We start from the raw sequence: 21,170 nt of genomic DNA on the forward strand, positions 1-21,170 counted from the left end.
TATGACTGCTCCCACTTCAGCTCGTGCTACCCATCCCGACTTCCAGGCCGTCGGGGGTTCTGACCAGCTGGGCTCGATCGTCGGAGCGCTACTTACCTATGGCCTCATCTGCGGCGTGCTGGTGACTGTGATCTCCGCGGCAACCTGGGCGGTCGCATCGAGTGCAGGTCACTGGCAGACAGCCCAGAAGGCAAAAGCGGGACTCGCTGTCGCGATTGTTGGGGCCACCCTGACGGGAAGCGCGCTCGGGTTGACGAACTGGCTGCTGGACGTGGGCGCCCACCTTTAGGACGACCGTGTCCCGACGTCCTTGGAGCAGCCTCATGCACCTCCCCGCCTCGGCCTTGCCGCTGGACATCTCGATCAGCCCGAACTCCAACGGCCTTCCCGGCATCGAGGAGCTGCGCAAGATCGTGGGCGCGTCGATGACGGTCGGCTTGATCCTCGCCGTCCTCGCTCTCATCGTCGCCGCGATCGTGTGGGCGCTCGGGTCGAACTCGTCGAACCCGCATCTGGCCGGCCGCGGCAAGCTGGGCGTGCTTGTCGCGCTCGGCGCTGCCATCGCCTGCGGGGCGTCGGTGACGCTCGTGAACTTCTTCTGGAATGTCGGCCAGAGGGTCTGAGGGGCTAGCGATGGGAGTGTGCGACGTCCCCGTCATCCGCAACGTGTGCAACGTCGCCGGCGACGCGGCCGGCACCATCGTCACCGCCCCGTTCGACTGGCTCGCCGAGAGCATCGGCAACGCAGCGGAGTGGATGTTCACCTCAGTGTGGGCCGTCATCGACTCCACCACGTACGTGGACGTGTCCAGCGGCGAGTACGCGGACGTCTACAACATCATGTTCGGCATCGCGATCTTCATGATGCTCGCGTTCTTCCTCCTTCAGGTGATGGGCGGCATGGTTCGCCGCGAGCCGGCCGCGCTCTCGCGTGCCGTCGTGGGCTTGGCGAAGTCGGTTCTCGGGTCTTTCGTGGTGCTCACCCTGCTCGCCACAGCCCTGCAGGTCACGGACCTCCTCTGCGTCGGGATCGTTCGCGCTGCAGGCACGAACATGGACGAGATGGGCGGAAGGATCGCAGTCCTCGCGAGCGGGCTCGCCGCCATCCAGGTCGCGGCGCCAGGAGCAGGATCGATCCTCACGATCTTCCTCGCCAGCCTTGCCATCATGGGCGCCCTCATCGTGTGGTTCAGCCTGCTGATCCGCAAGGCCCTACTGCTCATCGCGATCGTGTTCGCACCGATCGCCCTTGCGGGCGCGAGCTGGGACCACACCCGCTCCTGGGTCTCGCGGTGGGCGTCCTTCGTGATCGCGATGATCCTGTCCAAGGTCGTGCTCGTGGTGATCTTCCTGCTCGCGACCGCGGAGGTCTCTGCGCCGATTGAGGCCGACTTGGAGTCGGTGAGCCAGCCCATCGCGGGCGTGGTGCTGATGCTGCTCGCGGGCTTCGCGCCCTACATCACCTATAAGGCGATCGCGTTCATGGGCTTCGACATGTACCACGCGATGTCGGCCGAGCAGGAGGCCAAGTCGGCGCTGAGCCGCCCGGCACGCGTGCCGGCCATGCCGTCGCTCGGGCGTGCGGGTGCCGGCCCGGCGTCGATCCTCACCGGCGGTGGCGGTAGTGGTGGCGGTACTGGTGGCGGGGGTGCGCAGGGCGGTCTGGGAGGTCAGAGCGTCGCTCCCTCGGCGGTTGGCGGCCCCGGCGGATCGTCTGGTGGATCGCCTAGTGCGGCTGCGGTCGGGTCGGTGGGTGGGGTGGCCGGGAGCGGCTCGGCCGAAGCTGCTGGCGCCGGGACCGGAGGTGGCGCAGCCGGCGGTGGCGCGGCCGGCGGTACCGCCGTGCTGGCGAAGGAGACGGCCACCGCCGGTCCGCGTCTCGGTGGGTACGTCGCAGCGGCCGCGGCACGAGCGGCCTCGGCCGGTGAAGGGTCGTCGCCATCGGCACCGCCGCACGTCGCGGACACGACCCTGGCGGACGATCCGGACGGACGGTCCCGCAAGTGAGCGTCCCCGTTCCTCGCGCGTCCGAGTCGGCGCTGACTCCGGTCAAGTTCTCACGCTTGGCGCGGCGCGGAGTCCTGTTGGGGCTCTCCGCGATGCAGCTGGCACTGGTCGGGACTGCGGCGGGGTGCCTGCTGGTGGGGTTGTATCTCGGAGCGGTCGTTCTCGCGGTGCCACCGATCGTGGTCTGCTTGGTGGGCGCGTTCGTCCCGGTCGGGGGCCGGGCGCTTGTGGAGTGGGCGCCGATCGGTGTGGTGTGGGTGTGGCGCTCGGCCGGCGACCAGCTGGTCTATCGCTGCCGGATCCTGAAGCCGCGCCCGGCCGGCACTCTGGCGCTGCCGGGCGACGCAGCCCGGCTGCGTCAGTGGGTCGACCCCGAGACCGGGGCGGTCATGGTCCACGACCCGCACGCCGCGACCCTCACCGCGATCGTGGCCGTCACCCACCCGGCGTTCGTGCTACTCGACCCCGCCGAGCAGGAACGTCGAGTCGTCACCTGGGGACGCGTGCTGGCGACCGCGTGCCGCTCGGGGAGGCTCGCGTCCCTGCAGGTGATGGAGAGGACCCTCCCCGACTCCGGGAAGGGTCTGGCGGACTGGTGGGACCGCAACGGCGACCGCACCGGCGACCGCGGTAGCTCTTGGGCCTCACACACATACGCCGACCTGGTCGACCGCGCCGGCCCAGCCGGGGAGCGGCACGCCAGCACCATCTCGATCTCCGTTGACCTCAAGTCGTCCGGCAAGGCGATCCGCGCGGCGGGTGGCGGGATGCGTGGCTCGGCGGCGATCCTGCGTCAGCAGATGGCGACCATCACGGCCGCACTCCAGGCAGCAGACCTGTCCCCCGGCGGCTGGCTCGGACCCGGTGACCTGGCCGTGGTGCTGCGCTCGGCCTACGACCCGGCCGTCGCCGGCGCCCTCGAACGGCAAGGTGACGTCGGGCGCGACCTCGCCCACGCAGGTCCCGTCGCCGTCGCCGAGTCGTGGGGAAGCCTCCGCAGCGATTCGGCTCACCACTGCGTTCTGTGGATCAGCGAATGGCCACGCTCGCTCGTCTACCCGGGATTCCTGGCACCCGTCCTGCTGTCCTCCGGGGTACGGCGCACCTTCACCCTGCTCTACACCCCGATGCGCACCGACCGCGCCGCCCGCGACATCCGCAAAAAGAAGACCGAATACATCTCCGACGCAGCACAGCGCCAAAAGATCGGCCAGATCGAGGACGCCCAGCAAGCCGCCGAACTCAACGACGTGCTCCAGCAGGAAGCCGACCTCACCGCCGGCCACGGAGTGCTCCGCGTCACCGGACTCATCTCCATCAGCGCCAGCACCACCGACGAGCTCGAGCAAGCCGTCGCCGTCATCGAGCAGGCTGCAATCCAGGCCTCCTGCGAAACCCGTCGCCTCTACGGACAGCAAGCTCAGGCATTCACCCTCGCTGCCCTCCCCCTGGCACGCCCCCTGTGACCCCGTCGCCTCTGTCCACATCGCTTCTGCCCACATCGCTTCTGTGACCCGGCCGGCACACCTGACTGGCACAACGTGACAGCGACCATCGCTCTTGACCGGGAGGTCTCGATGTCCCGCAACAGCCAGCATCTCCCCGACAACACCCGCTCGACGTCAACGCTGGCATCGGCCCCGAGCGATCCGCGTCGTGGCGACCGCCTGCACGTATCGGTCCTGGTCTCGCCCGAAGGAGAGCGACGATCCACCCGCAAGGGACGCAAGGCGGCCGCCGCCGCCCTCGTGACGCTCGACCGTGACTCGCGACGATTCGACCGTCGCACCCGGGCCGACCAGCTCACCGCCGAGCGCAAGCAGACCGTCATCCTCCCGAGGGCAGGCGAGGCCAGAGCTGCCGCGCTCCGCATGCCGGGCCGGCTGCGACTCCCCCGCCACCAGGACACCTCCGCCATACTCGCCGGCGCCTACCCCTTCCTCGCCGAAGGAGGGCTCGGGAGCGAGGGCATCTTCGTCGGACAGGACCTCTACTCCGGCAGCTCGTTCGTCTACGACCCGTGGATCCTCTACGCGCGCGGGCTGATCACCGCTCCCAACGTCGTCCTGGCCGGGATCGTCGGGTCCGGCAAGTCGTCGCTGGCCAAGAGCATCTACACCCGGTCGCTGCCGTTCGGGCGCCGCGTCTACGTGCCCGGCGACCCCAAGGGCGAACACACCGCCGTCGCAGAAGCCGTCGGCGGCCGCGCCATCGCACTCGGTCACGGCATGCCGAACCGGCTCAACCCCCTCGACGAAGGACACCGCCCCTCGGGGATAGACGACGACCAGTGGGCCAGCCAAGTCGCTTCACGACGACGCGACCTGATCGGCGCCCTCGCCGAGACCGTCCTCGACCGGCGCCTGAGCCCCCTCGAGCACACAGCCGTGGACATCGCGATCGACCACACCGTCCACGGCACCGACGTCCCCACCCTCCCCGCAGTGGTCGACCACCTCCTCTCCCCCAACCGCTCCAAGGCGGGCGACGACCACCACGGCCACAGCGACCACAGCGACCAGCTGGCAGAAGATGGGCGACTCGTCGGCCATGCGCTACGTCGTCTGGTGGCAGGCGACCTCGCCGGCCTGTTCGACGGCCCGTCGACGATCCGGTTCGACCCGACGCTGCCGATGATCTCCCTCGACCTGTCCCGCGTCGCCGAGAACGCCACCCTCACGTCGGTGCTGATGACGTGCGCGTCCGCGTGGATGGAATCCGCGCTGCAGGACCCTGCCGGCGGGCAGCGGTGGGTGATCTACGACGAGGCGTGGCGGCTGATGTCGCACCCCGCGCTCCTGCGCCGAATGGACGCCCAGTGGCGCATGGCCCGGCACTACGGCATCGCGAACATGCTGATCTTCCACAAGCTCACCGACCTCGACAACGTCGGCGATCAGGGTTCCGCGATGCGCGCCCTCGCGTCCTCGCTGCTCGCGAACGCCGAGACTCGCATCGTCTACCGCCAGGAATCCGACCAGCTCGGCGCCACTTCGGCGGCGCTCGGACTCACCGGCACCGAGCAATCCCTCATCCCCACCCTCGGCACCGGCCAAGGACTGTGGCGGATCAAGCACCGCTCGTTCGTCGTGCAGCACCAGATGCATCCCGACGAGCAGGTCCTCTTCGACACCACCGCCCGCATGATCGGAGGACAACCCCATGACCACACGCACCCACTCCCGCACCCACTCCCGAATCGCGCGCGACGCCCGCCTCGAACAAGTACAGAACGACCTCACCAACGCGGTGTCGGCACTGGTGACCGGCGATGACTGGAAGAGAGCGATGACGTTCGCCGCGCAGTTCCGCTCCCGATCGTTCAACAACACCCTCCTCATCTGCGCCGCCCACTCCGCAGCTCACGAAGCAGGGCAGGTCCCAAACCCGACCCCGACGTACGTCGCCGGCTTCCACCAGTGGCTCAGCCTCGGCCGGCACGTGGCGAAGGGGCAGCACGGATACCCGATCCTCGCGCCCGTCAACGGCCGCTTCGCATCCTTCACACCCGCCAACCCCGACTCGTGGCGTCGCCTCGCACGCACCGAGAAGCCCCAGCGAGGCGAGACCATGCAGACCCGGGTCACCGGGTTCCGACCCACGCACGTGTGGGACGTGACCCAGACCGCCGGCGACCCGATCCCCGAGCCCCCGACACCGCAGATCCTCCGCGGACAGGCGCCAGACGGACTCTGGGACGGGCTCGCCGACCAGATCACCGCAAACGGATATGACCTACGTCTGGTCTCCTCCGCCGCAGCCATCGGAGGCGCCAACGGGCTCACGGACTTCATCTCCCGCGAAGTGTCGATCCGCGTCGACATGGACGACGCGGCCCAGGTCAAGACCCTCGCGCACGAGCTCGGACACGTCCTCCTGCACGCTCCACCAGCCGACGCCCTCATGACCGAAACCGGTGCCAACGCCGAACTCCACCGAGGCACCGCAGAAGTCGAAGCAGAATCCGTCGCGCTCATGATCGCCGCCGGACACGGGCTGGACACCACGTCTTACACCGTCCCGTATGTCGCGACTTGGGCCACCACCGTGCCCAGCAAGGAGCCCGCCGAGGTCACCCAGGCCACCGCCGAGCGAGTCCGCCGGACAGCGCTCGGCATCCTCGAACAGCTCAACACCACCCAGACCCCAGACGGGAAGCCACCCGGGCTCGACCACGACGTACGACGCCTTCCGTCCCCCGACGCCGCCCCGACACCGCGGCTCGAGCCGATCGGACACGGACTGTGACACGACCTGCGACACAGGCTGAGAATGTTCACGTCGTACTGCCCGTCGTCCACGTCGACGTCAACCCCGCAGGCACGATCTCCGTCGACATCGACGGGTCGCCCCACCACTCAGACCATCCGCTCCAACGAGCACACCTCCGCGCGGTGCTCGACCAGCTCACGACCGGACTGGGCTCACCGATCCGCGTCGAAGTGCACGAACACGACGGCACCACCTACGCCGACATCGTGACGCCGCGCTCCGACTCCCAGGCACCCGGAAAGGCCGCCGGCCCCGCGGAGGTCAGGCCGCCGAGTGCCGCACACGCCGAGGGGTTCTCGGCGTCGGGATTCGCGGCGGGCGAAGAGCTCGCCCTTGCGTACGTCGTCGCTCGGCCACACGCCGACGACGACGGGATCGCATCCCTCCACGTCCCGCCAGCGCTCCTCGCCGAGAACCGCGGCGCCCTCCTCCTGCTCGGCACGTCCTCGGGCACAATCGCGACGCTCACCTGATGGCCATCAACTCGGGTACCCGCGGAGCCGACGACGCCCTCGTGAACCTCGGACTCATCGCCATCGGCGCCGCCGTCGCCATGTCCGCACTGCTCCGCGGCGCCGGCAGCATCGCCGCCAGCCTCAGCGGCGTGGAGCAACCCCGCGAACCGCTCAGCTCGGGTATGCGGGTACTCGCCCAACCCGGCAACCCCTCGCACGCACTCGACTGCCCGGACCTCTCGTCCTCGCTCTACTGGGCGGTCGTTGGAACCCTGCTGATCGCAGGGGTCGTTGTCGCGTGGACGGTCCTGGCCTGGGCGGGCAGGGTGAACCACCGACGAGCTGCTGACCCTCGTCGGATCCCCGGCATCGCTACCCGGCGCGACGTCGACGCAGCCGCAGGTGCGGCGGCGCTCCTCCGCCGAGCAGCGATCCTCCGCCCGTCGCTCGCACGCCCGCGACCCGCCGATGTCGGGTACCTCCTCGGCCACAGTTGCGGCCGACAGGTGTGGGCATCCGTCGAGGACTCGATCCTCATCGTCGGACCGCCTCGATCCGGCAAGGGCCTCCACCTCGTGATCAACGCGATCCTCGACGCCCCGGGCGCGGTCGTCACCACATCCACCCGACCGGACAACATCGCCGCCACCCTTGCTATCAGGAGTGAACGCGGACCTGTGGCCGTCTTCGACCCCCAGTCCCTCACCGCCGGTCTACCCGGGGTACGAACCGCGAACATCCGCTGGTCCCCCGTCCGAGGCTGCGAGGAACCCCTAACGGCGATGACCCGAGCAGCCGGCCTCGCCGCCTCCACCGGGCTCTCGTCCGGCGGCGTGGAATCCGGCGGCTTCTGGGAAGGCAAGACGCGCACAGCGCTCCAGGCCCTTCTCCACGCCGCCGCGCTCGAGCAGCTCTCAACCAGGACGCTGTTGGAGTGGTCCCTTTCCCCATCCGCGGCTGGAGACGCAGTCGGGATCCTCTCCAGCCGTCCACGCGCGGCGACCGGATGGTCCGACGCCCTCCAGTCCATCGTCACCGCCGACGCGCGCACCCGAGACTCGATCTGGATGGGCGTCTCCCAATCCTTGGCCTCGCTCGCCGACCCGCGCGTGCTCGACGCGGTCAGCCCTCAGCCCGGTGAGCACTTCGACCCCACCGAGTTCCTCACCAACGACGGAACCCTCTATCTCCTCGCCACCGGTGCCGGCTCCGGCGCGTCCTGGCCACTCGTCGCTGCGCTCGTCGAAGACATCGCAGAGACCGCACGCCGCATCGCGTCGACCTCGCGCGGCTCCCGCCTCGATCCGCCGGTACTGCTCGCGCTCGACGAGATCGGCAACCTCGCACCGCTCCCCTCCCTTCCCGTCCTCATGGCCGAAGGCGGCGGCACCGGCATCACCACGATGCCGGTACTTCAGTCGCTGGCCCAGGCGCGCAGCCGATGGGGAGACCACGCCGCCAGCACCATCTGGGACGCCTCCATCGCCAAGGTCATACTCGGCGGCGCCTCCGCGTCCAAGGATCTTCAGGAGCTCTCGGTCCTGATCGGCGAGCGCGAGGAAGCCACCGAGTCACACACCATTGGCGAGTACGGCGCCCGCTCAAGGCAACGATCTACCCGCAGGGTCTCGGTGATACCACCCGAGCGCATCCGCACCCTCCCTTTCGGCGCTGCCCTAGTCCTCCTTCGGTCAGCTCCGCCCGTCATTGCGGATCTACGGCCCTGGACCAAGCGTTGACTCGCATGCAACGTGACCTGGCCATACATAGCCCAGCCCGCCGCGTATCACCGGAAGTTCGAGCGAGCGAGCGCCGTGCGGAGATCCGCAGACGTGTCGAGATCCAGACGCGCCGCGCTCCCTGCACATCAACCGATAGCCAGCAGCTGATCGGTTCGGCCGACCTGGAGCAGAAATGGGTCTTGCTGACCTTCCTCGCCTTCGACTCTGAATACGAACCGCAGGCCTTCTTTGAGGAGGTAGGCGCGATAAAGATGAGGGCTCGTGGCTGCGATCCACTCGAGTTTGACTCGCTGGTTGTCGGTGAGTCTGACCGCCTGGGTCCGCCGCAGCACGCCGAGCCAGTCTCCGACCCGTCGCCTCACTCTGCGACGGGTCGGGGATGTGCCACCTGTGTTTCCGGGTCGGCCGCGGACGGGAGCGCGTCCAGCCAGTCCGTCATCGCCGCCACGCCATTCGGGAGGTCAGCCCCGAACCCACTCAGGTCGCGTGATTCGGCGAGCGCCGCACGGGCTTCTCGGTCGGTCAGCACGGCGTCGCAGTACGCGTAGGCAAGAGCCAACGCATCGATGTCGCCGATGTGGTTGGTCTTCCACCGGTGCGCAGGATTGCGGTGATAGCGCGCCTTCATGCTCACCGCGACCTGCAACTGCGGCATCGCCGCGAACAGGGCGACAAGCTCGCCAGGTTCGGGCATGCGGTGCGGGAGCCCATCGGTCTCCCGCTCTTGGAGGTGAAGCGCGAACAGCGTCATCCACTCGTGCTCAACCTCCCGCGCAAAGACGACGTCGCGGAGGCGGCTACGCCGCAGCGCTGGATGCGCTGCCAGCTTGGCTTGGGTCTCCAACTCGAAGTCCAGACGCTTCTGCATGCCGTCGGCGTGTGTCTCTGGCGCATACCCGTTCGCACGAAGTGCCGGAACCTCAGAATCTTGCGGCCCCTCGAGGAGGCGGCGTTCCATGAAGTGGTTCATCTCGGTCACCTGGCGCTCGTACTCCACATCACCAAGCTCGCGGCGCACCTCCTCACCGATGTCCTCGCCAGTCGCCTGGCTGACGAATCTGACTCCTCCGTTGCGCCCGAATGCGGCCATGGCCGAGGGGTGAAGGAGCGGCATCGGGGCGTAACTGCGCGGGCAGCCGTAAATCGCGTCCAGTCCTGCCGCCATCTCCATCGTGGCCAGGAACGGGCGGCCGACCAGGTACGTGAAGTCGGAGAACTCCTCCATCACGTCGGCGAGGTGACCTCGCTGCCGTGGGGCGGGAATGCTGTGCGCCACCTCGGTGAAGTGCACGGAAGACAGTGGGAACAGGGCGCGTCGCTCTGCCTTCGCGCGCCGCGCCGCGTCCAGCAGCTCCGGATACCCGGGCAATACGCGAATCGGTCGGCCATCCTCAGCCGAGTGACCGGCCTGCGCCCGACTGGCGTTGGCCAGCGGGATGTACTGGTTGAGGTCCAGATAGACAAGGGGAACCTGCGGGCGAGTGACACTCGCCCACACCATCTCGTCGGGTACCGGAGCTCTAAGCATGGGAGGGCCAGCGTAGGCGCGCTCACGGCATCAGGCCCACCGGATATGCCGCGATGAGTGCGACTCTGACCCGCGTCTTTCCGCCGCTTGAGCGACTCGGACCGAGCATCCCTCGGGCTCCACTCCCGCATGACTCCGTGCCTGCGTGCCCCAAGGTCGGCATTCGTTAGCGGTTCGCGCATTTAGGCGATGTGAGCTTCCTGCTCGAGCCATACGTTCGTGGGATCTTGAGCCCGACTTGGGAGGCGCTGGTGTCAGACGACTCGTACGTCATTCTGGGCGTCCCACGTGACGCGACTGCTCAAGAAATCAAGCGCGTGTATCGCGAACTGGCCAAGCAGTGGCGCCCGGACAGGCACCTTACGAGAACTCCGCAGGAGCGTGCAGAAGCAGCACAACAGTTCGGGCGCATTCAGGCTGCATACGAGGCTCTGGGCAAGGGCGAAGCGCCCCACGCCCAGCGGTTGCGCGACGTGCCAGAACCTCCCCCGCAGGCGCGCCCGCACGAGCGCCCCACGAAGAGGCACGCCGCGACCCGCTGTCCAACACGTTCGACTCTGTGGCAACTCAAGGAACTTGGCACATGCCGGCGCCAGTCCGGGGACGCGATGTCGCGATGACCCTTGGAGATCCACCAATCGACAACCAGCCGCGCCATCGAGTTCGACAGCCCCGTCGACGGAAACCATGTGCAGATGTCACCTCCGCTTACCCACGGCTATACGTACATCTACCGCGGAAGAGGTCGTCGAGGTCTTCACGGCGGCCCACCCGGTGACCTCCGGGTCGCTGTCCGCGTGATCTACCCGATCCAGGGCGAAGACCAAGTCGTCAACCTTCGCGTGAGCCACAAGCAAGCCAAGCGAGGAGTCGAACCTCCAAGTGCGGCCGACGGCACTCAGGTACGGCTGGACGTTCCGCTGCGCTCCGGTCAGTACGTTGCCACGCGTCGGGGCTACGCAGGTCAGAACGGAGGAACTCGAGGAAACTTCACCATCAACGTGACCGTCGAGCCACAACCTGCGATCAACCTGGCAATTGGCGTTCTCGCGCCTTGGATGCTCGGGGCAGTCGTCCTGCTTTGCTTCTTCCTTGTGGTCTCTCGGTGGGGGTCTGACCTGTGACCTGAGGAGCATCCTGCGTCGGCAGGGTGTCGCTCCCGCGAAATCGAAGATGCTGCGCGAGGACGTCAGCCCGACCTAGCGCATTCCGCCCTCTATCGGCTGCGCGGGCGACTCCGCCACCAGACTCTCCAAGACCCGTGCACGTCCGTGGCCGTCTCGTGGCGCGCGACCAGACGAGCTTCCAATTCTGCAAGATCCTTGCGCGACGCCAGAGCAGCGAGCGCCCGATCTACGTGGCGTTCGCGTTCGGCCTGCAACTCCGTCATCCGCACGTGCAGCACAGCTGACACTGAGGCTGCACCGGCGAAGGAGATGACGATTGGAACGGTCGAAGGGTCCTCGGAGGATCCCGACATGGCGGCGTCAAGGATGAGCGTGAGCAGCGCGCCGGAGACCGCGGCGACGCCGCCAGCCAGCCAGTGGGCCACGTGCTGGAATCGGCTCCAACACCCGAGCGCGGCAGCGATGCCGGTGGCGCCGGCTAGCGAGCCGGTCACGAGGTCGGGGCCGGTCTTCCATACGCCGAAGACACTCAATCCGACGAAGAACACAGACCAATAAGTCGCATCAAACCTGCTGCTCACCAGAGCATTGTGCCGGGGACCACCGACACCGCGGAGATCCGCCCGAACTCAGCACGGGTTGGCGGACACACCTAGTCGTTGACACGAGCAAGGACGAGGGCAAGGAGCCCAGAATGACGATCCCCACCCAGCTGAGCCTGAATGGCTTCGTTGTCACTGCACCGGATCTCCGCTTCACCGCAGCAGGCAAGGAGCACGTCAAGGTCCGAGTCGGCGTCGAGCAGTGGCGACACGAGACAGACGGTTCGTTCACCAAGCTCGACGCGACCTACCACGACATGGTCGCCTTCGAGAGCGTCGCCCGAGAGATCTATGCACGCTTCCAGCGTGGCGACTCTTTCGTGGCGAGCGGCTACGTCCACGAGTACGAGGTCGAAGCCGAAGGCACCGGCAGCGTCATCAGGGAGGAGTTCGTGGCCCGCAAGATCGGCCACAGCGCCACCCGGACGAACTACGTGGTGCAGCGGCGCACACATCAGCAGCCTCAGGTCGCCTCGGAGCCCGTACCCCAGGCGCCGGTTGTCGGGCTCTGAGGACCGACTGCCGTGGAACTCGCCACCTGGCTCTCGTTCGATCCCCCTGGGGACTGGGGGTCCGTGGAGACGGACCTGCTGGACGAGCCACCCAGGGCGATCAACTGGGCAACGCTCACCGCCGAGGAGGCCAAGGTCGCGTGGCGCGAGCTCGATGCGTGGGTGAGCTGGCTGAAGAACGCGTACGGGCTCTCGCCGGCCGTGGTGCCTCCCCTCTGGCATCGTCACGATGAGCTCGTGTGGGAGCTTTCGGGCCTCCACACTCATTGGCTTTCGTGTCATGACGAGACGGCGCCGCCGTCGGCGCCACTCGCATGGCTCCGCGACTTCGCCGACGCACGCAACCGTCTCCAGGACTGGGTTGCGGTCTGCGGCACCCGTCTCGACCGGGACCGACCGACGCGGCGTACGTCGTGGCCGGGAGAGTCGGACGACGCCACCACCGGCGAGGTCGAGATCAGTGACCGCGAGCGCGACTTCGACGCGTACGTCGATCAGGATCTGCGGCGTCGCAGGCGCGTCCGTGAGGTCCGGACCCCGGCTGGCACATCGTGATCCGCACGTCAGCAACAGGGCATGCCGGGCGGACGGCATCCACAGAGACCGACGGGCGAACGAGCGGCACGAGCGCGATCCGCTCAGTGTCGTCCGTGACGCGGACGACGGAGGCACTGATGCATGGAGGACCAGCACCGGCCATCGCTGACGCCCGTGCAGCTCTGGGCTACCTGGCGGATCGGGCCTCGAGCGTCGATGCCGCCTCGGACTACGAGCGCGTCCTGCTCACCCTCGACACGTACACCGCAGACGCTTCCCCTAGCGCGTCAGAAGACGCCGAGCTCGAAGACCCCCGCGCTGCGATCGCCGCCGCACGCCGCGCGCTACTCGCCGCGGAGGGCGGTCCGATCACTGCGCTCCAAATCGAGGTGCTGCTGGTCATGCTCGACGACGCCGTCGCGGGCGACCTCGGCTGATGTACAGCGAATCGGGCACCGCCCTGCGCCAGGAGATGACAGCTCTCCTGAACGTTCACCGAGTCGACGGTCGGTTCGGCGCACGCGACGAGATGGCCGACCACGTCATCCTCGTGCGCCACTTCCGCGAGAACGTCCTCGCGTGGTGCGGCAGCGGGCTGCAACTCGCCCTGCCCGTGTCCTTCAGCAACATGCCACCCCGGAACCCCAACCCCTTCGAGTCAACCGGCACGCTAAGCGCCGCCCGCGAGCTCGCCCGACAGCTCGCAGCCGTACGGCAGGCCGTGAACACAACCCCCGCAGTCCTGACGCAACTGACCACTCCCCACCGGATCCCGCTCGTGGAGCGCTGGCGACAGGTCGCGCGAGCAGCCGCGATGGCGGAGGCGGACCTCGACGGAATGGGTGAACAGGCCATCACCTCCCCACAGGCGGGCGCACTGGTGGGTGACGTCGCGACGATCCTCCAGGCACTCGTCGTGCTCGACCGGCGCTACCACCGCGTCCTCGGGTGGACGTCAATGCCACAGGTCGCGAGCCTGGGTTGGGCTGCCCTGGCTGCCGCGCTGGACACCAGCCTCAAGACGCCCGACTACAGCATCGACGCCACCGGCTGGCGTCCTCGGGTTCGGCCGATGCGAGGCGACGTCCCGCCCGGCATCCTGGGCGTCCTGATGGCCGAGCACAACGTCCTCGCCGGACTCGGCGGTTTCCCACATGCGCTGCGCCTCCGGCTGGTCGTCGACTCCCAACGCGTGCTGTCTTCGCGCCTCTCCACACTCATCGGCCGCACAGATCCGACCGAGGTCCTCTATTGGGAAACACGTGCTACGACCTACGCCGAGATCCAGCGCCAACTCCGCGACATCGGCGGCATCTGGGGCGGCGGCGAACGGGCCGCAGCCGAAGCCGGTCACGTCGTGGCTCGCCTCCGTGGCGTCGACGCCGGCACTGTCGTCGAACCGCGCGCACTGAAAGCGTTCAGGACGCTCGCCGAGGGCATCGACGAACGGATCGCCTCGATCGTCCAGAAAGGAATCGAACGCGGGGACTTCGTCCAACGGGTGAAGCTCCCCCGACTCGTCGCCAGTTCCGGCTCCCTCGTCCAACCAGCGCGCGTCCGATACCGAGCGGTCCCCGACTCAAACGACGTGCCGCTCGTCCGCATCGTTCGGGAGCAACTCCGTCCCCTTGCCCCGAGCCCAACGACAGCGCCCGACGCCTCCCGGGTCCAGCTGGTCGCCGCGTTGTCCCAACGAGCTCACCCTCCCGAGCCGGCCGTGCAGGCCTTGGACCTCTAGCCCGTGTCCCCCTCGCTCTCACGAGGAGCAAGCGACTCGAGGATCTCCGCGGTCACCGGGTTCACGGCCTCGTCAGGCTCGATGTAGTGCTGCTTCGTGATGTCGGACGAGGTGTGGCCGAGCATCTCCGCCGCCAGATCCGCGCCACCCGCCCGGTCGATCACGGTAGCCACGGTGCGGCGGAAGGAGTGCGGAGTCACGCCACTGATACCGGCCTCGTCCAGTACCGCGCGCAGGCGTCGGCGAATGTTGTTGGTGGTCAGCGGGGTGCCGTTGCGGCTGACGAAGATGAGCTGCTCGGGATCGTCCGACTCGATCTTCGACAGCCGTCGACGCAGAGCCGCGGCGGTGAAGGACGGCACGGACACGGTGCGGGTCGACTTGGAGGTCTTGGGAAACGGCTGTCGGTGGGTGGGCTTGCCTCGAGGCGACACGATCGTGCCGCAGATCCTCATGGTCGCAGGTGTCGTGGTGACGTTGATGTCGCATCGACGGACCGCCAGCACCTCCCCGATCCGCCCGGAGGTGCCCAGCATGACCTCGATGACGTCCTCGAGCTGACCATCGGGGGGAGGGCCGACGACACCGGGACCGCGGCGCCACTCCCGCGCGGATCGACGGATGCGTTCGATCTGCGCGTTGTCCAGCGACAGCACCTGCGTCGCGGGCTTGCGCAGGCGCGCCGTGTCACGGACGGGGTTCTGGCGCATGGCGTCGTAGCGCACTGCCAGCCCGAACGCGAGGCTCAGGACAGTTCGCGCCTGCTTGGCCATGCTGTAGCTCTTGGTCGCGGCCAAGGTCTTGATGAACTGGTCGACCTTTCGCACGCTGATCTCACGCAGCGCGTAGTGCCCGAACGCGGGCAGAACGAGCTGCACCATGTTGCGCTCGTACAGGTCCCGGGTACTGGGTGCGAGCCCTCCGGTGAGGTCGAGGTCGGCGAGCCAGACATCGACGAGGTGCCGGAAGGTGCTGGACGGATTGAGGTCGCCCTGCCCGAAGGTCTGCGTCGTCCGTTCGGCGAGCTGCTCCTTCAGCTTGCGCTCGGCCGCGCGCGGGCTGCCCGCAGTCGCCTGCACCCGCCGCAGCCGGCCGTCGTAGTCCCGGAACCGCGTCGAGGCACACCCGCGACCGTCGGGCAGGGTCTCGAGGTGGATCTCCCCGAACGTGCCGATCGGCGTTCGTGGCCGCGGCATCTCAGGTCACCCGCCGCTGGGGCCGTGACCCGGCTCGCTCTCGCGCTGGCTCCCCAGCCAGGCCAGGACGTCGGAGGTCGCGTAGCGCACACGGCCACCGACCTTGATCGCGCAGGGGCCCTTGCCGTCCGTGCGCCAGTCCCGGATGGTCGTAATCGGGACCTGGAGGTACTCGGCAAGCTCCTCGATGCTCAGCAGAGGCTCGAGGCTGGTCAACGGGCCGGTCGACGGGCTGGCGGTGGTCTCCATGCCGATGAGGTGCGCCGGCGATGCCGCACGCTCCCGCGGCGGTCCACGCCGCCCCATGAAGAACTCCGTGAAACGGGGTTTGTGGCGACTCTCCGCCGGGTTTGTGGCGGGTTTGTGGCGGGGTGATCAATTCTCAAATGCTTTCAGGCTCGGAGATCAGTGATCTCCGAGCCTGAAACTTTGTAGCGGGGGCAGGATTTGAACCTGCGACCTCTGGGTTATGAGCCCAGCGAGCTACCGAGCTGCTCCACCCCGCGTCGGTGAACAGAACATTACCCTGCGGGTCACCAGCACCCAAATCGGGGGTGGGTGGAAGCCGGCGGTCAGCCGCCCAGCTTGGCGGCAGCCTGCTCGACGAGGGTGCGTCCCTCCTCCATCAGGCGTGCCCAGCGGACCGTGTCGCCGGCCTGCTGCGCCGCGTCGGCCTGGGCGAACTTGGCCTCGGCCTGCCGCAGCAGCTCGGCCACGGTGGCGTTGCCGCCGCCGCTCTCACCCGGGGTCGGCGTGGGCTCCTCGGTCGGCGTGGGCTCCTCGGTCGGGGTCGGCTCCTCGGTCGGCGTCTCCCCCGACCCGTCGGTCGAGCTGTCCGACGTCAGCGCGTCCTCGATCGCCGCGGACAGGGTCGTGCCGATGCCCACGCGGTTCTCGTAGGAGACCAGCACGAAGCGCAGGATCGGGAAGTTCGACTCGCCCGAGCGCCGGGTGTAGACCGGCTGGACGTACATGAACTGGTCGCCGATCGGCACCGTCAGCAGGTTGCCCGGCACCCGTTTGGCGTCGCCGGTCGTGTAGGGCAGCAGCGCGGCGCTGATGTCCTCGTTGGTGGCGAACGTGTTGGCGATCTGGAGCGGTCCGCCGGTGGGCTCGTTGGGCAGCTGGAGCACAGACACCTTGCCGTACTCGTTGCTGGTGGCGTCGCTGTTGACCGCCATGTAGGCCGCGAGGTTGTTCTCCTTGTCCCGCGGCACGTAGACCGAGGTCAGCGACCAGGTCTCGCCCTCGCCGGTGTCGGTGAACAGGCGGTACGGCGGCTGCAGGCGGTTGGAGCTCTGCGGGTCGCTCGGCACCTCCCACCGGCTCGACCCCTCGAACCACGCCGAGGCCGAGGTCTCGTGGTAGCGCTGGAACTGGTAGCGCTGGGCCTTGAACAGGTCCTCGGGGTAGCGCAGGTGCTCCATGAGGGAGTCCGGGATGTCGTCCTTGGGCTGCACGACGCCCGGGAAGACGTCCTCCCACGCCTGCAGGATCGGGTCCTCGGTGTCCCACTCGTAGAGGCGGACGGTGCCGTCGTAGGCGTCGACGGTGGCCTTGACCGAGTTGCGCAGGTAGTTGATCTCGTCGGTCGGCAGCGTCTGGAAGCCGGTGTTCTGCTGGAGCGCGTCGTCGGTCATCTCCTCGAGCGACTCGCGCTGCGAGAGCGGGTACTTGTCGGTGACGGTGTAGCCGTCGAGGATCCACTGGATCTTGCCGTCCACGACCACCGGGTAGGGGTCGGAGTCGACGGTGAGCCACGGCGCGACCTTCTCCACCATCCGGCGGGGGTTGCGGTCGTAGAGGATCTTGGAGTTCGAGTGGACCCGGCTGGAGAGGATCAGGTTGGGCTCACTGAACTTCACCGCGTAGAGCAGCTGGTCGAAGATGTTGCCGATCGGCACGCCGGCGTCGCCGTCGTAGGTCGTCGCCACGTCCTCGTCGGTGCGCTCGCCGCGCGGCAGGTCGAACTCGACCGCCTTCCCGTCGGGGTCGAGCCCGACGATGCTGTAGTCGGGGCTCTGCTCGCCGAAGTAGACGCGAGTCTCGTAGCCGTCCTCGCCGGACAGGCGGGTCAGGGTGTCCTCGTCGGCCTCGGCACCCTCGGCCCACTGGATGCTGGTCTCCTGGCGTGAGTCGTCCTCCGGACGCTGATTGGCGAAGGCCGCGATCACGCCGTTGCCGTGGGTGTAGGCGGTGTGCAGGTTGGACCAGTTCTGGTCGTTCTCGGCCAGGCCGCTCTGGTCGAGCTCGCGCACGCCGAGGACGACGGCGCGGTCGGTGCCGTCGATCTCGTAGCGGTCGACGTCGAGCACGCCGGGCACCGAGTAGTAGGCACGGACCTGCTGCTGCTGCTCGAAGATCTCGCTCACGATCTGCGGGTCGACCAGCGGGATGCCGGCGGTCATGCCGTCCAGCGCCTGGAGCCGGCCGTCCTCGGTGACGGCCGTGCCGGCCACGTTGCGTACGTCGATCTGGTCGAGCTGGTAGGCCGCCCGCGTCGCGTCGATGTTGGCCTTGATGTAGGGGCCCTCGCGGTCGGGGACGTTCGGGTTGACGCGGATCGACTGCACGATCGACGGCACCACGAGGCCGAGGATGATCGCGGAGAGGGCGAACAGCGCGACGCCGACCGACGGCAGCAGCCAGGTGCGGCGCAGCACGTTGGCGAGGAACAGCACGGCGCAGACGACCGCGATGCCGGCGAGGATCTCCTTCGCGGGCAGCACGGCCTTGTCGTCGGTGTAGCCCATGCCGGTGAAGATCGACCCGGAGTTGGTGACCAGGTCGTAGCGGTCGAGCCAGTAGTCGACGGCCTTGGCGAGCACGAACACCGCCAGCAGGACCGACACCTGGATCTGGGCGGGGCCGCTGAGCCGCTCCCCGGGCGAGCCGAGAGCCGGATCCCGCCGAAGAGGTAGTTGACGACGATCGTCGCGAGCAGCCCGACGACCGCCAGCGCCATCACGAAGTCGACGACGTAGTGCCAGAACGGCAGGTCGAAGACGTAGAAGCCGACGTCCTTGTTGAAGTACGGGTCCTCGGTGCCGAACGACTTGCTGTGCCGCCACAGCGAGAAGCTGCGCCACTGACCGGTGGCCGACGCGCCGGCGAACAGGCCCATCACGACCGCGACGGCGGCGATGACCTTGCCCATCCGGGGGGCCAGCAGCTCCCGGTAGCGGTCCATCCCGTCGTCGGGCATCCCGGGCATGCCAGGCCACAGCACCGGGCGGAACCGGTAGGCCACCGCCATGGAGGCGGCGACCGCCGCGGCCATCAGGCCGGCGAAGACGAGGAAGAGGCCCACCCGGGTGAGCAGCAGCGTCGTGAAGACCTCGCTGTAGCCGGTCGAGCGGAACCACAGCCGCTCGGTCCAGAACGACGCGAAGCCGCTCAGCAGCATGAAGCCGACCACCAGCACGATCGCGGTGATCACCAGCGCGCCGGGACGGCGCGAGGACGACGGCGGACGCGGCGGCGTCGAGGGTCGGGGGGTGTCGAACGGAGCGCTCATACCGGCACCTGTCAGGGGTTCTCGAGGGGCGTGTCGTGCAAGGTCGCGTGCAGCAGCTCCAGCAGCCCCGGCACCAGCTCGGTGCCGTTGACCACGGACTGGTCGTCGTCGTGGGCCCGCAGCCGCAGGGCGCAGTAGGACGCGCCCGCGCGGGTCACCCCGGCGACCATCCGGACCTCCTGGCGGTCGGGGTGCTCGCGGGCGAAGAGCTCGGCGGACGTGGGGTCGTCGGGGATGTCGTCGTCGACGCCCGGCGGCAGCACCAGGCGCTCGATCACCGCTGCGCAGCCGCTCACGCTGTCCGGCCACGCGATCGACTGGAGTGCCTCCTCCAGCGCCTGCCCGTGCGGCAGCCCGTCCTGCTCGATCGGGGTGAACGACCCGTCGTCGCCGGGGCCGTCGATCGCCATCGCGGCGGCCAGGGCGGGCTCCTGGGCGACCAGCTCGGCGGTGTCGACGAGCGCGTAGAGCCGGGCGGGCTGGTCCCAGCCGTCGCCGGCCACGTGCGCCTCGATCTCGAGCACCGCGGCGGCGAGCGCCGGGTCCTCGGGGAGGGCGGTGGGCTGGTCGGGGTCGGTCATCAGGAGGCGTCCTCGCAGGTCGGCAGGTCGGTGTCGTGGTCGTCGGTCCAGGCGGCCAGGGTGTCGACGGCGGCGCTCAACGTGGTGGCCTTCGCCAGGCGCATGTCCCCGGTGTCGACGCCGCCGACGCCGTCGCAGTTGTCGGCGGGCACGAGGAACAGCAGCGCCCCGGCGTCGCGGGCCGCGGCGATCTTCTGCTGGATCCCGCCGATCGGCCCGACCTTCCCGTCGGGCGTGATCGTCCCGGTGCCGGCCACGTCGGCCCCACCGGTCATCGAGCCGGGGGTCAGCGTGTCGACGATCGCCAGCGACATCATCAGCCCGGCGCTGGGGCCGCCGATGTTGTCGGCGATCCGGACGCTCACCTGGAAGGGGAAGTCGAAGCCGGTGCCGGGCGTGATGCCGACGCGCGGCGTGCCGTCGACCTGCTCCGGGGTGACGTCGACGCTCAGCTCCTTGCCGTCGCGCCGCACCCGGAACTCGACCGGCTCGCCGGCCGGCGCCGCGGTGACGGCGTCGACGACGTCCTGCGCCTGCGTGATCTTCGTGCCGTCGACCGCGAGCAGCCGGTCGCGCACCTCCAGCTTGCCCTCCGCCGGCAGTCCCGGGGTGACGTCGAGGACCTCGACGACCGGGGTCACATCCTCCCCGATCTCCGTGAGGGCCGCGGCGACGGCGGTGTCCTGGGACGACACCATCTCCACCGCCGACTCGCGGTCGCTCGACTCGTCGGTGTCCTCGGGCGCGTAGACCGACGAGCGTGGCCACACCGCGGCGTCGGGGTCGAGGTAGGCGCGCAGCAGCTCGGGCAGGCTGACGTCGTCCTCGGGCTGGCTGACGTAGACCGTCGTCATCCGCAGCTCGCCGTCGTCGTGGTAGGCGCGGTGGCCGGTGACCTGCACGGTCTCCTGGCCGTCGTTCTCGCCGAGGATGTCGACGGTCGGGCCCGGGTAGTAGGTGACGTAGGGCAGCGGGACGAACGCCGCGGCCGCCCAGAGCACGGCCAGCAGGCACAGCGCGAGCAACCCCGCCCTGGTCCGCTGACTCATGGGCGCAACTCTCTCAAATGGGTGCAACTACGACGCGCGACGGGTGTCGCCGCCCGCGCGGCCCTGCGCGTGGCTGGGGCGCACCGCGATGCCGGTGTTGCGCTCGCGCGAGGAGGCGGGCGTACGCCGCGAGCCGGCCGGCAGCTCCTTGGCGAGCGCCTTGCCGAGGCGCTCGACCGCCACCTCCCGGTCGACCTCGCCGTGGCCGTCGCGACCCACCCACGACACCCACAGCATCGCCAGCACGGTCGCCACGGCGGCCGGCACGAGCCAGAGCAGGATCTCCACGCTCCGAGCCTAGGCGCGC

23 protein-coding genes, 1 tRNA gene and 1 pseudogene are annotated in these 21,170 nt (G+C 68.8%); 14 read left to right on the forward strand and 11 right to left on the reverse strand.

Translation table 11 applies throughout. From position 1 onward, the window contains the following. The first annotated feature begins 1 nt into the window (after position 1). From KDN32_RS22530 to KDN32_RS14350, 8 genes are all read left to right on the forward strand, one after another. Positions 2–289 (forward strand): DUF6112 family protein, encoded by a 288-nt coding sequence (locus KDN32_RS22530; RefSeq protein ID WP_249217035.1) that lies wholly within the window; start codon positions 2–4, stop codon positions 287–289. 34 nt (positions 290–323) lie between these two features. Further along, positions 324–623, forward strand: a complete 300-nt coding sequence (locus KDN32_RS14320; protein WP_211732562.1) for a DUF6112 family protein — start codon at positions 324–326, stop codon at positions 621–623. Between the two features lie 10 nt (positions 624–633). After that, complete coding sequence (locus tag KDN32_RS14325) at positions 634–2,007, forward strand: TrbL/VirB6 family protein (RefSeq protein WP_211732563.1); 1,374 nt, start codon at positions 634–636, stop codon at positions 2,005–2,007. Continuing rightward, positions 2,004–3,473, forward strand: coding sequence for an SCO6880 family protein (locus KDN32_RS14330; protein ID WP_211732919.1), 1,470 nt, complete (start codon positions 2,004–2,006; stop codon positions 3,471–3,473). Before KDN32_RS14325 ends, KDN32_RS14330 begins: the two co-directional genes overlap by 4 nt. A 111-nt stretch (positions 3,474–3,584) precedes the next feature. Continuing rightward, positions 3,585–5,282, forward strand: a complete 1,698-nt coding sequence (locus tag KDN32_RS14335; RefSeq protein ID WP_249217062.1) for a putative type IV secretion/conjugal transfer ATPase — start codon at positions 3,585–3,587, stop codon at positions 5,280–5,282. Then, positions 5,170–6,255 (forward strand): ArdC-like ssDNA-binding domain-containing protein, encoded by a 1,086-nt coding sequence (locus tag KDN32_RS23615; RefSeq protein ID WP_211732920.1) that lies wholly within the window; start codon positions 5,170–5,172, stop codon positions 6,253–6,255. The genes KDN32_RS14335 and KDN32_RS23615 overlap by 113 nt, the downstream gene beginning before the upstream one ends. A gap of 146 nt (positions 6,256–6,401) precedes the next feature. Further along, positions 6,402–6,752, forward strand: a complete 351-nt coding sequence (locus KDN32_RS14345) for a hypothetical protein (protein WP_211732921.1) — start codon at positions 6,402–6,404, stop codon at positions 6,750–6,752. After that, entirely contained in the window at positions 6,752–8,473 is a 1,722-nt protein-coding gene (locus KDN32_RS14350; protein ID WP_211732922.1) for a type IV secretory system conjugative DNA transfer family protein, read from the forward strand. Before KDN32_RS14345 ends, KDN32_RS14350 begins: the two co-directional genes overlap by 1 nt. A gap of 128 nt (positions 8,474–8,601) precedes the next feature. On the opposite strand, the gene KDN32_RS23540 is transcribed toward KDN32_RS14350, so the two are convergent. Next, positions 8,602–8,808, reverse strand: a complete 207-nt coding sequence (locus tag KDN32_RS23540) for a transposase (protein ID WP_211732923.1) — start codon at positions 8,806–8,808, stop codon at positions 8,602–8,604. A gap of 26 nt (positions 8,809–8,834) precedes the next feature. Continuing rightward, entirely contained in the window at positions 8,835–10,004 is a 1,170-nt protein-coding gene (locus KDN32_RS14360) for a hypothetical protein (protein WP_211732924.1), read from the reverse strand. Positions 10,005–10,255: 251 nt separating this feature from the next. Between KDN32_RS14360 and KDN32_RS23545 the strand changes: the two genes are divergently transcribed. Next, positions 10,256–10,624 (forward strand): DnaJ domain-containing protein, encoded by a 369-nt coding sequence (locus KDN32_RS23545; RefSeq protein ID WP_372446551.1) that lies wholly within the window; start codon positions 10,256–10,258, stop codon positions 10,622–10,624. Positions 10,625–10,699: 75 nt separating this feature from the next. Continuing rightward, a complete protein-coding gene (locus KDN32_RS14370; RefSeq protein WP_249217162.1) occupies positions 10,700–11,128 on the forward strand; it encodes a DnaJ C-terminal domain-containing protein in 429 nt (142 codons plus the stop codon). A gap of 92 nt (positions 11,129–11,220) precedes the next feature. Here KDN32_RS14370 and KDN32_RS14375 read toward each other — a convergent pair whose 3' ends face one another. After that, a complete protein-coding gene (locus tag KDN32_RS14375) occupies positions 11,221–11,712 on the reverse strand; it encodes a hypothetical protein (protein WP_211732927.1) in 492 nt (163 codons plus the stop codon). 113 nt (positions 11,713–11,825) lie between these two features. On the opposite strand from KDN32_RS14375, the gene KDN32_RS14380 reads away from it, so the two are divergent. From KDN32_RS14380 to KDN32_RS14395, 4 genes are all read left to right on the forward strand, one after another. Then, a complete protein-coding gene (locus KDN32_RS14380) occupies positions 11,826–12,245 on the forward strand; it encodes a single-stranded DNA-binding protein (RefSeq protein WP_211732928.1) in 420 nt (139 codons plus the stop codon). Between the two features lie 12 nt (positions 12,246–12,257). After that, complete coding sequence (locus KDN32_RS14385) at positions 12,258–12,800, forward strand: hypothetical protein (protein ID WP_211732929.1); 543 nt, start codon at positions 12,258–12,260, stop codon at positions 12,798–12,800. A gap of 95 nt (positions 12,801–12,895) precedes the next feature. Next, complete coding sequence (locus tag KDN32_RS14390; protein WP_211732930.1) at positions 12,896–13,219, forward strand: hypothetical protein; 324 nt, start codon at positions 12,896–12,898, stop codon at positions 13,217–13,219. After that, on the forward strand, positions 13,219–14,520 hold the full coding sequence (locus KDN32_RS14395; protein ID WP_211732931.1) for a hypothetical protein: 1,302 nt from the start codon (positions 13,219–13,221) through the stop codon (positions 14,518–14,520). Before KDN32_RS14390 ends, KDN32_RS14395 begins: the two co-directional genes overlap by 1 nt. On the opposite strand, the gene KDN32_RS14400 is transcribed toward KDN32_RS14395, so the two are convergent. The 8 genes and pseudogenes from KDN32_RS14400 to KDN32_RS14430 all read right to left on the reverse strand — a co-directional run bounded on the left by KDN32_RS14400 (position 14,517) and on the right by KDN32_RS14430 (position 21,151). Further along, on the reverse strand, positions 14,517–15,716 hold the full coding sequence (locus KDN32_RS14400) for a tyrosine-type recombinase/integrase (RefSeq protein ID WP_211732932.1): 1,200 nt from the start codon (positions 15,714–15,716) through the stop codon (positions 14,517–14,519). The genes KDN32_RS14395 and KDN32_RS14400 overlap by 4 nt on opposite strands. A 6-nt stretch (positions 15,717–15,722) precedes the next feature. Continuing rightward, entirely contained in the window at positions 15,723–15,965 is a 243-nt protein-coding gene (locus KDN32_RS14405) for a helix-turn-helix domain-containing protein (protein WP_211732933.1), read from the reverse strand. A gap of 183 nt (positions 15,966–16,148) precedes the next feature. Further along, positions 16,149–16,222: transfer RNA gene (locus tag KDN32_RS14410), tRNA-Met, on the reverse strand. A 66-nt stretch (positions 16,223–16,288) separates the two neighbouring features. After that, on the reverse strand, positions 16,289–18,568 hold the full coding sequence (locus KDN32_RS14415; protein WP_211732934.1) for a UPF0182 family protein: 2,280 nt from the start codon (positions 18,566–18,568) through the stop codon (positions 16,289–16,291). Positions 18,569–18,672: 104 nt separating this feature from the next. Then, positions 18,673–19,233 (reverse strand): annotated as a pseudogene (locus KDN32_RS23550) (UPF0182 family protein); the annotation flags it as partial. Between the two features lie 11 nt (positions 19,234–19,244). Next, on the reverse strand, positions 19,245–19,814 hold the full coding sequence (locus tag KDN32_RS14420; protein WP_211732935.1) for a PPA1309 family protein: 570 nt from the start codon (positions 19,812–19,814) through the stop codon (positions 19,245–19,247). Then, a complete protein-coding gene (locus KDN32_RS14425; protein WP_211732936.1) occupies positions 19,814–20,863 on the reverse strand; it encodes a YlbL family protein in 1,050 nt (349 codons plus the stop codon). Before KDN32_RS14425 ends, KDN32_RS14420 begins: the two co-directional genes overlap by 1 nt. Before the next feature lie 27 nt (positions 20,864–20,890). After that, positions 20,891–21,151, reverse strand: a complete 261-nt coding sequence (locus KDN32_RS14430) for a hypothetical protein (RefSeq protein WP_211732937.1) — start codon at positions 21,149–21,151, stop codon at positions 20,891–20,893. Positions 21,152–21,170: the final 19 nt, after the last annotated feature.

It is taken from the genome of Nocardioides palaemonis (assembly GCF_018275325.1).
GTDB lineage: Bacteria > Actinomycetota > Actinomycetes > Propionibacteriales > Nocardioidaceae > Nocardioides > Nocardioides palaemonis.

What these genes read in the sequence shown, in the direction of transcription:
- KDN32_RS22530 (WP_249217035.1), top strand. Translation starts at nt 2, where the DNA reads ATGACTGCTCCCACTTCAGCTCGTGCTACCCATCCCGACTTCCAGGCC.
- KDN32_RS14320 (WP_211732562.1), top strand. Translation starts at nt 324, where the DNA reads ATGCACCTCCCCGCCTCGGCCTTGCCGCTGGACATCTCGATCAGCCCG.
- KDN32_RS14325 (WP_211732563.1), top strand. Translation starts at nt 634, where the DNA reads ATGGGAGTGTGCGACGTCCCCGTCATCCGCAACGTGTGCAACGTCGCC.
- KDN32_RS14335 (WP_249217062.1), top strand. Translation starts at nt 3,585, where the DNA reads ATGTCCCGCAACAGCCAGCATCTCCCCGACAACACCCGCTCGACGTCA.
- KDN32_RS23615 (WP_211732920.1), top strand. Translation starts at nt 5,170, where the DNA reads ATGACCACACGCACCCACTCCCGCACCCACTCCCGAATCGCGCGCGAC.
- KDN32_RS14350 (WP_211732922.1), top strand. Translation starts at nt 6,752, where the DNA reads ATGGCCATCAACTCGGGTACCCGCGGAGCCGACGACGCCCTCGTGAAC.
- KDN32_RS14360 (WP_211732924.1), bottom strand. Translation starts at nt 10,004, where the DNA reads ATGCTTAGAGCTCCGGTACCCGACGAGATGGTGTGGGCGAGTGTCACT.
- KDN32_RS14370 (WP_249217162.1), top strand. Translation starts at nt 10,700, where the DNA reads ATGTCACCTCCGCTTACCCACGGCTATACGTACATCTACCGCGGAAGA.
- KDN32_RS14380 (WP_211732928.1), top strand. Translation starts at nt 11,826, where the DNA reads ATGACGATCCCCACCCAGCTGAGCCTGAATGGCTTCGTTGTCACTGCA.
- KDN32_RS14395 (WP_211732931.1), top strand. Translation starts at nt 13,219, where the DNA reads ATGTACAGCGAATCGGGCACCGCCCTGCGCCAGGAGATGACAGCTCTC.
- KDN32_RS14400 (WP_211732932.1), bottom strand. Translation starts at nt 15,716, where the DNA reads ATGCCGCGGCCACGAACGCCGATCGGCACGTTCGGGGAGATCCACCTC.
- KDN32_RS14405 (WP_211732933.1), bottom strand. Translation starts at nt 15,965, where the DNA reads ATGGAGACCACCGCCAGCCCGTCGACCGGCCCGTTGACCAGCCTCGAG.
- KDN32_RS14420 (WP_211732935.1), bottom strand. Translation starts at nt 19,814, where the DNA reads ATGACCGACCCCGACCAGCCCACCGCCCTCCCCGAGGACCCGGCGCTC.
- KDN32_RS14425 (WP_211732936.1), bottom strand. Translation starts at nt 20,863, where the DNA reads ATGAGTCAGCGGACCAGGGCGGGGTTGCTCGCGCTGTGCCTGCTGGCC.